12 protein-coding genes, 2 pseudogenes and 1 other annotated feature are annotated in these 12,397 nt (G+C 37.0%); of the genes and pseudogenes, 5 read left to right on the top strand and 9 right to left on the bottom strand.

Annotated elements, in window-relative coordinates:
• Positions 1 to 88: 88 nt before the first annotated feature.
• Genes NBRC111893_RS12280 through NBRC111893_RS11595 form a run of 3 tightly spaced genes read left to right on the top strand, consistent with a single transcriptional unit; the run spans position 89 to position 2,705 of the window.
• Entirely contained in the window at positions 89 to 1,015 is a 927-nt protein-coding gene (locus tag NBRC111893_RS12280) for a YfhO family protein (protein ID WP_160114446.1), read from the top strand.
• Complete coding sequence (locus NBRC111893_RS12275) at positions 1,015 to 1,794, top strand: YfhO family protein (RefSeq protein ID WP_439957175.1); 780 nt, start codon at positions 1,015 to 1,017, stop codon at positions 1,792 to 1,794. Before NBRC111893_RS12280 ends, NBRC111893_RS12275 begins: the two co-directional genes overlap by 1 nt.
• Positions 1,791 to 2,705 carry a YfhO family protein gene (locus NBRC111893_RS11595; protein ID WP_125008099.1) on the top strand — a complete coding sequence of 305 codons (915 nt, stop codon included), beginning with the start codon at positions 1,791 to 1,793 and terminating at the stop codon, positions 2,703 to 2,705. The genes NBRC111893_RS12275 and NBRC111893_RS11595 overlap by 4 nt, the downstream gene beginning before the upstream one ends.
• 60 nt (positions 2,706 to 2,765) lie before the next feature.
• On the opposite strand, the gene NBRC111893_RS04090 is transcribed toward NBRC111893_RS11595, so the two are convergent.
• The 9 genes and pseudogenes from NBRC111893_RS04090 to NBRC111893_RS04050 form a co-directional block, all read right to left on the bottom strand.
• Positions 2,766 to 3,077, bottom strand: a complete 312-nt coding sequence (locus NBRC111893_RS04090) for a HesB/YadR/YfhF family protein (RefSeq protein WP_125008098.1) — start codon at positions 3,075 to 3,077, stop codon at positions 2,766 to 2,768.
• A gap of 121 nt (positions 3,078 to 3,198) precedes the next feature.
• Positions 3,199 to 3,672 carry a transcription elongation factor GreA gene (gene greA, locus NBRC111893_RS04085; protein WP_125008097.1) on the bottom strand — a complete coding sequence of 158 codons (474 nt, stop codon included), beginning with the start codon at positions 3,670 to 3,672 and terminating at the stop codon, positions 3,199 to 3,201.
• Positions 3,673 to 3,688: 16 nt separating this feature from the next.
• Positions 3,689 to 4,360, bottom strand: coding sequence for a uridine kinase (udk, locus tag NBRC111893_RS04080; RefSeq protein ID WP_125008096.1), 672 nt, complete (start codon positions 4,358 to 4,360; stop codon positions 3,689 to 3,691).
• A gap of 17 nt (positions 4,361 to 4,377) precedes the next feature.
• Positions 4,378 to 5,496: an endolytic transglycosylase MltG gene (gene mltG, locus NBRC111893_RS04075; protein ID WP_125008095.1), complete on the bottom strand. Its 1,119-nt coding sequence runs from the start codon at positions 5,494 to 5,496 to the stop codon at positions 4,378 to 4,380.
• A 46-nt stretch (positions 5,497 to 5,542) separates the two neighbouring features.
• A pseudogene (gene pheT, locus NBRC111893_RS04070) lies at positions 5,543 to 7,952 on the bottom strand (phenylalanine--tRNA ligase subunit beta).
• A gap of 1 nt (position 7,953) precedes the next feature.
• Positions 7,954 to 9,002 (bottom strand): annotated as a pseudogene (gene pheS / locus NBRC111893_RS04065) (phenylalanine--tRNA ligase subunit alpha).
• Between the two features lie 44 nt (positions 9,003 to 9,046).
• Positions 9,047 to 9,274, bottom strand: a binding site (T-box leader).
• A gap of 36 nt (positions 9,275 to 9,310) precedes the next feature.
• Complete coding sequence (locus tag NBRC111893_RS04060) at positions 9,311 to 9,661, bottom strand: winged helix-turn-helix transcriptional regulator (RefSeq protein ID WP_125008094.1); 351 nt, start codon at positions 9,659 to 9,661, stop codon at positions 9,311 to 9,313.
• 26 nt (positions 9,662 to 9,687) lie between these two features.
• A complete protein-coding gene (locus tag NBRC111893_RS04055) occupies positions 9,688 to 10,170 on the bottom strand; it encodes an HD domain-containing protein (RefSeq protein ID WP_125008093.1) in 483 nt (160 codons plus the stop codon).
• A gap of 68 nt (positions 10,171 to 10,238) precedes the next feature.
• Positions 10,239 to 11,006, bottom strand: a complete 768-nt coding sequence (locus tag NBRC111893_RS04050; RefSeq protein ID WP_125008092.1) for a TrmH family RNA methyltransferase — start codon at positions 11,004 to 11,006, stop codon at positions 10,239 to 10,241.
• Positions 11,007 to 11,051: 45 nt separating this feature from the next.
• Between NBRC111893_RS04050 and NBRC111893_RS04045 the strand changes: the two genes are divergently transcribed.
• Positions 11,052 to 11,327, top strand: coding sequence for an acylphosphatase (locus NBRC111893_RS04045; RefSeq protein ID WP_125008091.1), 276 nt, complete (start codon positions 11,052 to 11,054; stop codon positions 11,325 to 11,327).
• Between the two features lie 72 nt (positions 11,328 to 11,399).
• On the top strand, positions 11,400 to 12,329 hold the full coding sequence (yidC, locus tag NBRC111893_RS04040) for a membrane protein insertase YidC (RefSeq protein WP_125008090.1): 930 nt from the start codon (positions 11,400 to 11,402) through the stop codon (positions 12,327 to 12,329).
• Positions 12,330 to 12,397: the final 68 nt, after the last annotated feature.

The following is a 12,397-nucleotide window of genomic DNA, read 5'->3' as shown; positions in this document are numbered from 1 at the left end:
ATTACACCTTAAAAACTAGAATGCTTACACAATCTTTAACTAATTTATGCTATTCTAGCAAATGTTAATAAGTATAAAGGACGGCATTATGAAATCAAAAAAACTAGTTTATCTATTCAGTTTTCTCATTCCATTGTTAATTGTTTCCGGATATTTTATCTTTAGATCATTTGCACCCTTTGGTAACTCATCCGTTTTGACAGTTGATCTTGGACAACAATACGTTGATTTTTACGCGTTTTTCAAAAACGCCATGACTAACGATCCGTCATCAATCCTTTATAGTTTTCAAAAGGCATTGGGCGGTAATATGTTTGGGACTTGGAGCTACTATTTAATGAGTCCCCTTAATTTGTTACTTTTATTATTCCCAATCAAATTGCTCCCTGCAGCCGTTGGGATTATGACCATTTTAAAGTACTCCCTAGCTGGTCTAACTTTTAGTATCTTGTTAGTTCATCGGTTTAAGGAATCATCATTATCAGTTATTACTTTTTCAGTGTCCTATGCTTTGATGGGCTGGATGGTTGCTAACCAACTTAACTTATTATGGTTGGATGCCGTGATCTTGCTCCCCCTAATTTTTCTTGGCATTGAAACCTTGATGATAAGAAAATGGTCGCCACTATTCATTATCACTATGGCAGCCATTCTCATGATAAATTACTATATGGCTTACATGATTGCCATCTTCACCACCTTATACGTATTGTTATTTTCAATACCATTGGCTAAATCATTATCGAACTATTTACGTCAGATCCTCCGTTACATTATAAATTTCGCCATTGCTGGTTTATTGTCGGCATGGATCACAATCCCCACGTTCATTTCGCTGCTTAACACCAAAGTTGCATATTCAACCAATGAACTTAAATTCAAGTTAGAGTATAATCCGTTACTCATGATTGGCAAGTTTATTAATGGATCATTTGATTTTAAACAAATGCCTAACGGAACTCCTAACCTTTTTGTAGCCAGTTTAGTTATTTTTACTTTTTATTTTACTTTTTAATTTCACCACGAACTGCCAAAATTGACAGAATACTAAGTATCGGAGTAACAGCTTTCTTCCTAATATCCATGTGTTTTAATCCGTTAGACATCTTTTGGCACGCGTTTCAGTTACCCGTTTGGTATTCTTACCGATTTGCGTACATCTTCTCGTTTTGGATGATTCTACTAGGGTACAAGGCTTATTTATCAATTATTCATCAAGGACTTGATAGAATATCCCTTATAATTACTAGTGGCATTATTACGCTTGGCTTATTATATATTTCACTTAACTTATCAAAATTTGAATACTTGAACTCCGCTAGCTTTATCCTAGGAGTAATTTATGTGATTGCAACGATTGGGTTATTAGTGGTTCAAGATACCATTCCAATGGTTAGGCTTCTACAACTAGGGATGCTAATCTTAGTCAGTGGCGAAATGAGTTTAAACTTGATTAATTCACTTAACAGCATCTCTTACTTAAGCGCTAGTGACTATTCAACATTCGCGCAAATCACTCGTAAATCAGCTAATATGCTTCATAAACGCGACGCCTCATTTTACCGGATCGCTGAAACTTTTCAACGTTCTAAAAACGACGCTTTAACTGCAAACTACAATGGTGGTTCTAATTTCTCATCGACTCTTGAAAATAATGTTTCGAAGTTTTATGGCAATATGGGCAATCCTAATGGCGACGCTTTTGTCGTTTATACCAATCCAACCATGTTTACAGATTCATTGCTTAGTTTTAAATACGTCATGAACGAAAATCCATTGCAACTAAAAATATGACAACTATTTTCAACACCGTAACTAACCTAAACACTACGCGACCAGAACTATCAGCATATAACTTAATTGATAGAAATCAATCTCTGGATACTTATCAAAACCCTAATGCACTTCCATTAGTATTTAAAACATCAATTACTGATCCAAATCCTAAATACACTAACGAGGACCCGATAAACTATCAGAATCAACTTGCAAATAGTATGGGATTAGCTGGTAATCTTCTAACTGAAGTAACACCGTATAACTTTACTGTTAATAATGCATCATCCGTTAATAGCTTTAATAATGCCGTCATCAATAAGCGGCTACTATTAAAGCCAGCATCCGTTAACGCCGAAATTAAAATTAAACCTCACCACTCACTATATATGACGGTAAGCGAGCAGACTCCAGTCAGAAATATCTCTATCACAGCAAATGGTGTGAAAGTAAAGCAGTTCACTCCCTTTAAACATCCGGTAATTGTTAATATTGGTAACTCGGACAATCATACGAAAACTATTAATATTAAAATGAGTACCACTAAACAAAATATCTGGCTTTCAAACATTAAATTTTATCAGCTTAACCAGAAAAAGCTAACTAATTGGGCGCGAGCAATTAAAAAAGATTCTGTTAAAATACATCAAATTAACAGCACTCATATTACGGCTCAATTTGATCAGAATAATTCTAAGCAAATTGTTACGTCTATCCCTTACGAACCCGGATGGCATGCCACAATTAACGGTCAATCCGTTAAGCTTCACAAATGGGCTAATACCTTTATGTATGTTAATAATCCCAATAGGGCTAAAAAAGTTGAGTTCACTTATCGACCTCAAGGATTAATTTTTGGAATAGCCTTATCCGTAATTACTTTAATCGCGGTTGTTAGCATTACAGTAATTATTAATCGACGCTATTAAGTATAAATAAAAAACGATCACCATACCTATTGTGTGGGATCGTTTTTAGTTGCAGACAAACTAGTTTAGTTCGCCATTTTCCTCATATCGATATGTGACGTCATCACTTAATTCAGGATCAAAATCAACCGTCAAATCATACCCTTTAAAGAACCATTCATCGCCCTGGTCAACAAAGTACGTAACGCCATCCTTTTCCGTTTCAGCGTAAACTTCTTTTGGATGATCATCCCGTGTTAGGGCTAATGAAAATCCATCATGAACAGGAGTATTTCCATAAACTTTACCGTAAAAACGGACGCCATTACCACTACTAAGGCCCATTTCTTCTTCAAACCACTTGCCTGCTGCATCAGTAATTGTAAGTTTCACATTCTCCACCACCAAATCATTGTATTCGCTTACATCATTATAACATCATTAAATTTTTTCACAAAGAAAACAAAAAATACCCCATCATTATTGATAGGGTATTTTTAGCTTACTATGACAGTTATTCAATTTTTGTGATTTTAACTTGCATATCACCGGCAGGAATTTCAATAGTCACAACTTCATCAAGCTTATGACCAATCAATCCCTTAGCAATAGGTGATTCATTAGAGATTTTACCTGACATTGGGTCAGCTTCAGCAGCTCCCACAATTTGATAAGTTTCTGGTTCTTCATCTGGTAATTCTTGGAAAGTAACGGTCTTACCAACTGTAACTTCATCTGAATCAGTACCATTAGAGTCAATGATTTCAGCATATTGAAGCATGTGTTCAACAGTTTGAATACGACCTTCTAGCATACTTTGTTCATCCTTAGCTGATTCATATTCAGAGTTTTCTGATAAATCACCGTATGAACGTGCAACCTTAATTCTATCAATCACTTTTGGACGTTGAACTAGCTTTAAGTCCTCAAGCTCTTCTTGTAATTTTTGGCGGCCTTCAGCCGTCATTGGATAAGTTTCTTCAGCCATTAAAAAGTCTCCTTAACTATATTGTTGAATCTTGATTATTATTAACTCGTTCATTTCCACGTTTGAGTAAAATTGAACGAATTTTAGTTGTTAATAAATCAATTGCAACCTGATTTTCGCCACCCTCAGGGACAATTATGTCCGCGTAACGCTTAGTGGGTTCAACAAATTGATGATACATTGGCTTAACCGTGCTTAAATATTGATTAATAATGCCTTCCAAATCACGACCACGTTCACCATTATCCCGCTCGATTCTCCGAATAATGCGAATATCATCATCAGTATCAACATAAACTTTAATGTCCATCAAATCGCGAAGTCGTTTATCATCCAAAATCAAAATTCCTTCAAGAATAATCACTTCTCGAGGTTCTTGATGAATGGTATCTGTACTTCTAGTGAACTGAGAGTAATCATAAACCGGCTTCTCAATTGCCTTGTATTCTAACAGATCCTTAAGCTGATCAATCAATAAATCAGTGTCAAATGCTAGGGGATGATCGTAATTAACTGCCTTACGTTCTTCCATTGACATATCACTTTGATCATTATAGTAAGAGTCTTGCTGCAAGATCATGATTGAATTGTCCGCAAGCTCATTAAATATTTTTCGACTAACAGTAGTTTTTCCACTACCTGAACCACCGGTAACACCGATTACTACCGGTCTCTTCTTTGTGCTCATTTCATACTCCTTGGATTCTAGTTAGTGTGTAGATATTTGTCGCTCTTTGCCTGGTGCTCAGCATACGTCTTTGAATAATACACCTTTCCAGTTTTGGTGTCAGCAACAAAATACAAATAATCCTTTGAACGATCAAGTGGTTTTAAAACAGCTTGAATCGAACTCAAACTTGGACTATCAAACGGTCCAGGACCGTAACCATAATACTTGTATAGGTTATATGGCGAATCATTCTGCAAATCTTTAGTCGTTAGATCTTTATTTCTAACTCCAAGTGAGTACAATACCGAAATGTCTGATTGAATTGGCATATTGATTTTAATTCGATTTCTAAATACACCGGCAATCTTACGACGATCAGTTTGGCTGACCCCTTCTTTTTCGGTTAACGAAGCCAAAGTTAGGAATTCTTGAACGGTCAGCTTCTCCCTTTTAATCGTTGCGTAATATGGTGTCAGTACTTGGTTAGTCTTAGCAACCATTTGGGTAACGACATCTTCTAGAGACATATTTTTCTTAACTTCATAAGTCGCTGGAAATAAATATCCTTCTAATCGATATCTAACATTCTTGGCCTGCATTGCAGACTTTAATAATTCGGGATATTTTTTATAGAGTGAATTGATGAATTTCTTATTCTTCATCAAGGACAAGAAATCTTTCCCAGTAAAATCAGTCGTTGAGCTAATCCGATAAGAAATATCTTTAATATTAGCTCCTTCCATGACTAAAATCTTACTTTGTGAACTTTGAATTGGTTCAGCACTGCCACCTTTTTGAAGTTCCTTAGCGATTTGCTTGAGACTCATTGATGGTTTTAGTTGATAGTATCCGGCACGGAAGTTAGTTAAGTTATTTGACTTAACGTAATAATCAAACACCATTCCACTTCTAACAATCTTTTTATTTTGAAGAATCGAACCGATTTGCTTGTTCGAGACCCCAAGCGGAATATGAATTTGACTTACTTTTTCATTTTTAGGATCTAGCGGTTTTAAAGATTTTTGGAAATAGTTATACCCTAACAAACCAAGAGTTGCTAGCAAAATTACTAACAACGTTACTACAGTGATAATTATTTTTTTACCTAACCCCTTATTTTGTTTAGGTTCTGGGGTGGCTGGGCCATTATTCATCAGCAGTTCCTCCTAGTATTTCTTAAAGTCAATTATAGAGATGAAACTACCTAATTTCTGCTTTTAATTCATCTGTTAAGTGTTTTTTAATTTTTTCCATTGCCGCATTGATTTCATCATCTTTCAATGTGTCGCGCTGGTTAGCAAATGTAAGTGAATAAGCAAGTGACTTTTACCATCAGCAACATTATCACCCGTATATAAATCAAACAGATCAGTATTAATTAGGTAAGCGCCACCTCGCTTAGCAATAATGTTGACCACATCATCGTTAGTTACACTTTCATCAACAAGCAACGCAATATCCCGTTGAACACTTGGGAACTTCGAAATTGGAGTAAATTGATCCGCATTTTTGGGCAATGAATCAAGTAAGGCAAAATCTAACTCAAAAGCATAAGTGTCCTTAATTTTGAACTGCTTTTCAACTACTGGATGAATTTGACCAACAAAACCAACTTCTTTGCCATGAACTAAGACCTTAGCAGTTCTTCCAGGATGCATTTCTTTAATAGTATCGTCAGCGATGAATTCAACTTCCCCATTGGGAGCAAAGTTCCGAATAACTTGTTCCACCATTCCTTTAACAAGGAAGAAATCAGCTTTAACCACACCATGACTCCAACTCTTATTAACAAAGTTTCCAGTCACCACTCCGGCAACGTGACTAACTTCCGTTGGACGAACTTGTTCTTCACCATCTTTAAAGAAAACTCGGCCGTATTCATATAAGGCAATGTCTGAAACCTTCCGTGCTTGATTATAAGCGACATCATCTAGCAAACCTGATAGCAAATTCATTCTCAAAACTGAATGATCTTTGGTCATCGGGAAGCTTAACTTAGTTTCGATTGATGATCTTGTTAAGAACATCTTCGCCTTATCAGCAGTAGTTAATGAGTAAGAAATTGCTTGGGTTAATCCAAGTCCTTCAAGTACTTGGCGAATAGCCCGTTCATTTTTTTGAGTAGCCGTTAATGCCCCCACACCCATCCTACCAGTTGGTAAAGAAACTGGTAGATTGTCGTAGCCGTAAATTCTGGCTACTTCTTCATTTAAATCAGCGGGAATTTCAATGTCCCAACGTCTAGCAGGAATGGTAACATCTAATCCATCATTGACATTTACAGAGGTGAATCCTAACCGATCGAAAATATTTTTAATGTTGTCAGTTGTTAAGTCAGTTCCTAACACTTTATTAATACTCTGGTCAGAAACGTGAATCGTTGGAAGCACTCGAGGAGTATCAGTTGCGGTGACAATTCCTTCAGTCACTTGACCATTTGCCAAATCAGCAATCATTTGAGCAGCTTCATTTAAAGCAGTTTCAACAGTATCGTAGTTAATTCCACGTTCAAAGCGTTGTGAGGCTTCTGAGTGTAAAACTAATCTCCGAGCAGTTTTTCTAATTCGGCTTGGATTAAAGATTGCTGATTCAAGCAAAACATCTGTAGTTTGATCAGTAATTTCTGAGTTCAAACCGCCCATTACTCCAGCAAGTGCAACTGGTTTAGTATCATCGGCAATTAAAACGTCCGCTGATGCTAACTCTCTGTCTTCACCATCAAGCGTAGTAAATGTTTCGCCATCCTTGGCTGACCTTACATGAATGCCACCATCGATTTTATTTTTATCAAATGCATGTAATGGTTGACCATACTTAACCAAAATATAGTTAGTAACATCAACAACATTATTGATTGGTCGAATTCCGGCAGTCCATAGTTTAATTTGTAACCAAGTTGGACTAGGTGCAATCTTCACACCCTTAACTAACCTTAGCTTATAAGTTGGTGCCAATTCAGGATCAGCTTCCGCAGTTACTTCATCATTGCCTTAACATCAACGTCTTCAGTGATTTCAGGTGCTTTGATTTCAGGACTTTGGTCATAGATAGCTGCTAATTCATGAACGGTACCCAGGACACTTAACATGTCCCCACGGTTAGGGGTAACGTCAAGATCGATGACATCATCATCCATACCTAAGTAGCTATAAACATCTTCACCAACGGGAACTGTATCATCAAAAACATAAATGCCGTCTTCCCATTCCTTAGGTACGACATCCTTAGAAAAACCGATTTCGTCTAAGGCACAGATCATCCCGTTTGACTGAACGCCCCGCATCTTTGATTTTTTAATTTTAACATTGCCACCGATTCTTGAACCAGGCAATGCAACAATTACTGTTTGGCCAGCCGCAACATTGGGGGCCCCACAAACAATCTGTAAAGGTTCTTCTTCACCCACATCAACTTGGCAAATATGCAAATGATCAGAATCTGGATGATTTTCCATACTTAATACTTTTCCAGTTACGATTTTTTTCAAACCATCATCTAACCGGCTAACTGAATCTACTTCTACAGCAGTTCTTTCAATTTTTTCGGCAAGCTCTTTAGCTGGAATGTTTAAATCTAAATATTCTTTTACCCATTTATATGAAAGTTTCAATTTAATTACTCCTCTTGTCGAATTGATTTAGGAATCTAACATCGTTTAAATAGAAATCACGAATATCAGTTACCCCATATTGAAGCATTGCAAATCTATCAGGTCCGAGGCCAAAGGCGAAACCACCATAGACATCTGGATCAACTCCAGCCATCTTCAAAACATTTGGATGAACCATGCCGGCACCAAGAACTTCGATCCAACCAGTGTGCTTGCAGACGTCACAGCCCTTACCCATACAGTTAAAACAAGTAACATCCACTTCAACAGATGGTTCAGTAAATGGGAAGTAACTAGGTCTAAGGCGAATATCAAATTTATCACCGAAGATTTCATGAGTCATGGTAATCAAAGTTCCCTTTAAATCTGCCATAGTAATATGTTCATCAATCACTAACCCCTCAACTTGATGAAATTGGTGAGAGTGAGTCGGATCATCCGTATCTCGCCGATAAACAATTCCTGGAGAGATCATCTTCAATGGTCCTTGACTAAAGTCATGTTTTTCCAAGGTTCTAGCTTGCATTGGTGAAGTTTGGGTTCTCATTAGAATATCGTTAGTCAAATAGAACGTGTCTTGCATGTCACGAGCAGGGTGATCTTTAGGCAAGTTCATCATTTCAAAATTATACTTTTCTTCTTCAACTTCTGGGCCAGTTAAAACTTCGTACCCCATTCCTAAAACAGATCAACAATTTGATCAATAATCTGTTGAATAACATGAGGCTGGCCTTGTGATAACTTAGTTCCTGGTAAAGTAACATCAATCGACTCACTAGCTAAGCGAGCATTCATTTGGGCATTTTCCAAATTAGTTTTTTGTTCAGCAATTGCATTAGCTAAGTCATCTCTAATTTCGTTAGCATAACTACCAACTTCGGGTCGTTCTTCAACTGGTAAATCTTTGATAGATCTTAATGCTGTGGTAATCGGTCCCTTTTTACCAAGCAGATTTACTCGAATGTCATTTAAAACTTTAAGGTTATCCGTCGTTTGAATAATCTCTAAGTTCTTGGTTCTAATGTTAGTTAAGTCTTCTCTTAAAGACATATAATCCCTCCAATATTTTAGGCACAAAAAAAGCCCCATCCCAGAAAAGGGACGAGGTTTCTCGCGGTACCACCCTAGTTTACGTCTAGTAACAGCTTACTAGATGAACTCTCAAATCGATAACGGCGATAACCGGAAAATTTTTCGTTTTTTAAGACTCCCAATTTCAGCTAAAAAGATGAATTCAACTAACCTAACGCCCTTGGTCTCACCATTCCAAAAGTCTCTGCTCAATTAGGCTAACCTACTACTTCTCTCTGTAACGCATTTACTCTAAAATAATAAGCTAAAATAAAAAAATGGTCAAGTTAACCTTCGTCAACTGGATACCATTTTTCAGACCAATCATGTAATTGCTTCATAATAGGAGCTAGTTCACGACCTTGATCAGTTAAACAATATTCAATCAATGATGAATCGGCGTAATCATTTCGATCAATGACACCATCATGTTCTAACTCACGTAAACGTTCTACTAACACCCTATCTGAGCACTTAGGAATTTGTCGCGCAATTTCTCTAAAGCGAAGTGTACCTTCTTGCAGCAACACATCGATAATTAAGCCATTCCATTTTTTACCCAAAAATGAAAACGTCTTTTCGAACTTAGGACAGAGGTAATAATTAATTGGTTCTTTTATAGAAATATTCGTTCTCATATCACATTACTCCTTTACTAATATTATTATGCTTTTAATCTGGCGATAATTCGTTTTTTAAATGGTTGCATAAACTCATGAACTGCTTCGTAGTCATCAACTAAAGACACAATGACACTTTCCCGATACTTGGGTCTTGCCAACGTGACTCCCCACATATGCTTGAGGATAATATCCTTTTCAATCTCATTTAAATCCGTAATCTTTTCAGCATTTCTCAATGCAACTCGAGGGTGAATATATGCGTGAGATCCTAGGTCAAACTTAGTAGTTCGCCAGTCATAAAAGAATAAGTCATGTAGCAATCCCGCTCTAGCAACAGAACGGTAGTCCAAGTCAGCCCGTTTAGCAATTCGATAACTATCAAAAGATACCGATAATGAATGCTCTAAGCGGGTAGAATTATGATGTTGCGTGTAATTAGCCAAACTCTGAACTAAGTCAGTATCTAATAAATCTTTGACAATTGAAACGTATAACTCGTCATTCTTCCACTCATCTCTTTGCATGCAATACCCCTTTTCTTAATGTCTAAGCAGATAATACTAGCATTATACCAAATAATCAATTAAAACGACTAACTTTTTATAAGTTGAAACATTACGATTCCTGCAGCAACGGCCACATTTAATGATTCAGCATTCCCTTTCATAGGAATATAAAGATTCTGGTCGGTTTGAGCAAGGGTCTCATCGCTCATTCCATTTCCTTCATTTCCCATGATTAATGCAAAATCCTCTGGGTGGCCCACCTCTTTATAGGACTTGGCCTCTTCGTTCAATTCAGTTCCAAATACTGGAACTTGTTGCTGTTTAAACGCTAAAATCCATTCGTTAAGATTGCCATTATAAAGCGAAATGTGGAAGTGACTTCCTTGCATTGATCTGATTAACTTAGGATTATAAATATCTACACTGCTTCCACCCAAGACAACCCCATTTATACCTGCTGCGTCAGCCGTTCGAATAATTGTGCCTAAGTTACCAGGATCTTGAACATTATCTAGCAATAGCCACCCACCAGTTAACTGATCAGGAATATCTTCATGGTATGAATCAAGTGGTAATACCGCAAAAATTCCTTGGGGAGTTTTCGTATCCGAAATATGAGCTGCAATTTCCGGGGTAATTTGAAACACTTCAGCTTCTGAATTAAAATTAAGGTCGTCTAAATCTTCAGGATCAACCACCATTACTTCTTTAAATTGCTTGCCACTCTTAAAGGCTTCATCAATTAAGTGCCAACCTTCAATGATGTAGGCATTTGATCGTGTCCTTTGTTTCTTAGTTTGTAATTTTTTCCAATCTTTGACCCGTTGGTTTTGGTTTGAAGTTAAAAATTCCATGTGTGTTTCCTTTCAAATATATCAATTATGACTTGAGGTTATCTTATGAAAAAGACTGTTGACATAGTAGTTTCTGGGTTAGTGCAAGGAGTGGGTTTTAGATACTACACCACTAAATTAGCCAACCAGCTGCTTATCCAAGGCTTTGTTGAAAACGTACCGGACGGAACCGTGCATATTGTAGCTTCAGGTGAAGCAATTGCCTTAAATAACTTTATTCAACAAATTGCTGCATCACCTAGCCCATATAGCAAAGTTACTAATATCAAGACCCATTATACAACCTTAGTTGTAGATAATGGGTTCTATGTTAAATATTAAATTGAAAACCTTAAATAAATCTAGTAATATTTAACCTGTTATGTTATTAAAGCTCAGAAAGGGTCTCAATTAATGAAAAAAACTAAATCACTCACGGTGTTTGGCCTAATCACCACGATGGCAATCTTGCTTAGTGGTTGTGTCCGAACTACCAAATCTGGTAAACCATATGGGTTTGTCTATGATTACTTAGCTAAGCCTGCTCAAGCTGTTATGGAATGGATTGCTGGCTTCACCGGCTCATATGGTTGGGCAATTATTGTATTAACCGTAATCGTGCGGATGTTCTTACTACCTATGATGGTTAGACAAATGAAGAGTTCAACCATCCAGCAGGAAAAGATGCAACTTATTCGACCACAGCTAAATGAAATTCAAAAGCGCCAAAAAGCTGCTAAAACTCCCGAGGAGCAAGCCGCTGTTAGCCAAGCTATGATGTCGGTTTATAAGGAAAACAATATTTCTATGACTGGTGGAATTGGTTGTTTACCATTGCTGATTCAGATGCCTATCTTCGCTGCTTTATATGCTGCCATTAGATATTCACCTGAATTATCTCACGAAGTATTTATGGGTATTAAACTGGGGCAAGCAAGCTGGATCCTAGCTGTGCTTTCCTTTGTAACCTACCTATTACAAAGCTACCTATCACTTTTAGGAATTCCTAAGGATCAAAAGAAGCAAACAGGTGCTATGTTATTAATGAGTCCAATCATGATTCTGCTGTTTACAATTAATTCCCCAGCTGGTTTGGGAATTTACTTCTTTATCGGGGGACTGTTCGCTTGTTTACAAACATTAATCATCAATCTTTACAGACCAAGAATTAGAAAAGATGTTGCTGCTGAAATGAAAGATATTAAGACTGTGAATGTCGATGATCTCATTCCAAAGCAACCAGAAACTCCGGCACAACCTGATGAGGCCAAAACAGATAAACGCCCTAGCAATAATCGTAATAGCCAACGCAATGCTGGCAAACAAAATCGTAACCACAAATAATTAGTTGTTGCGGTGTTTATCACATTGAAAACCAAAAGAAAGCCGTTAGATATTTAAAATATCTAACG

It is taken from the genome of Lentilactobacillus kosonis (genome assembly GCF_003864335.1).
Taxonomy (GTDB): domain Bacteria; phylum Bacillota; class Bacilli; order Lactobacillales; family Lactobacillaceae; genus Lentilactobacillus; species Lentilactobacillus kosonis.
This window is presented reverse-complemented; position numbering and strand designations above follow the sequence as displayed.

Excerpts from the sequence above, each read along its gene's own strand:
- NBRC111893_RS12280 (WP_160114446.1), top strand. The coding sequence starts at position 89 with ATGAAATCAAAAAAACTAGTTTATCTATTCAGTTTTCTCATTCCATTG.
- NBRC111893_RS11595 (WP_125008099.1), top strand. The coding sequence starts at position 1,791 with ATGACAACTATTTTCAACACCGTAACTAACCTAAACACTACGCGACCA.
- greA (WP_125008097.1), bottom strand. The coding sequence starts at position 3,672 with ATGGCTGAAGAAACTTATCCAATGACGGCTGAAGGCCGCCAAAAATTA.
- udk (WP_125008096.1), bottom strand. The coding sequence starts at position 4,360 with ATGAGCACAAAGAAGAGACCGGTAGTAATCGGTGTTACCGGTGGTTCA.
- mltG (WP_125008095.1), bottom strand. The coding sequence starts at position 5,496 with ATGAATAATGGCCCAGCCACCCCAGAACCTAAACAAAATAAGGGGTTA.
- NBRC111893_RS04060 (WP_125008094.1), bottom strand. The coding sequence starts at position 9,661 with ATGAGAACGAATATTTCTATAAAAGAACCAATTAATTATTACCTCTGT.
- NBRC111893_RS04055 (WP_125008093.1), bottom strand. The coding sequence starts at position 10,170 with ATGCAAAGAGATGAGTGGAAGAATGACGAGTTATACGTTTCAATTGTC.
- NBRC111893_RS04050 (WP_125008092.1), bottom strand. The coding sequence starts at position 11,006 with ATGGAATTTTTAACTTCAAACCAAAACCAACGGGTCAAAGATTGGAAA.
- NBRC111893_RS04045 (WP_125008091.1), top strand. The coding sequence starts at position 11,052 with ATGAAAAAGACTGTTGACATAGTAGTTTCTGGGTTAGTGCAAGGAGTG.
- yidC (WP_125008090.1), top strand. The coding sequence starts at position 11,400 with ATGAAAAAAACTAAATCACTCACGGTGTTTGGCCTAATCACCACGATG.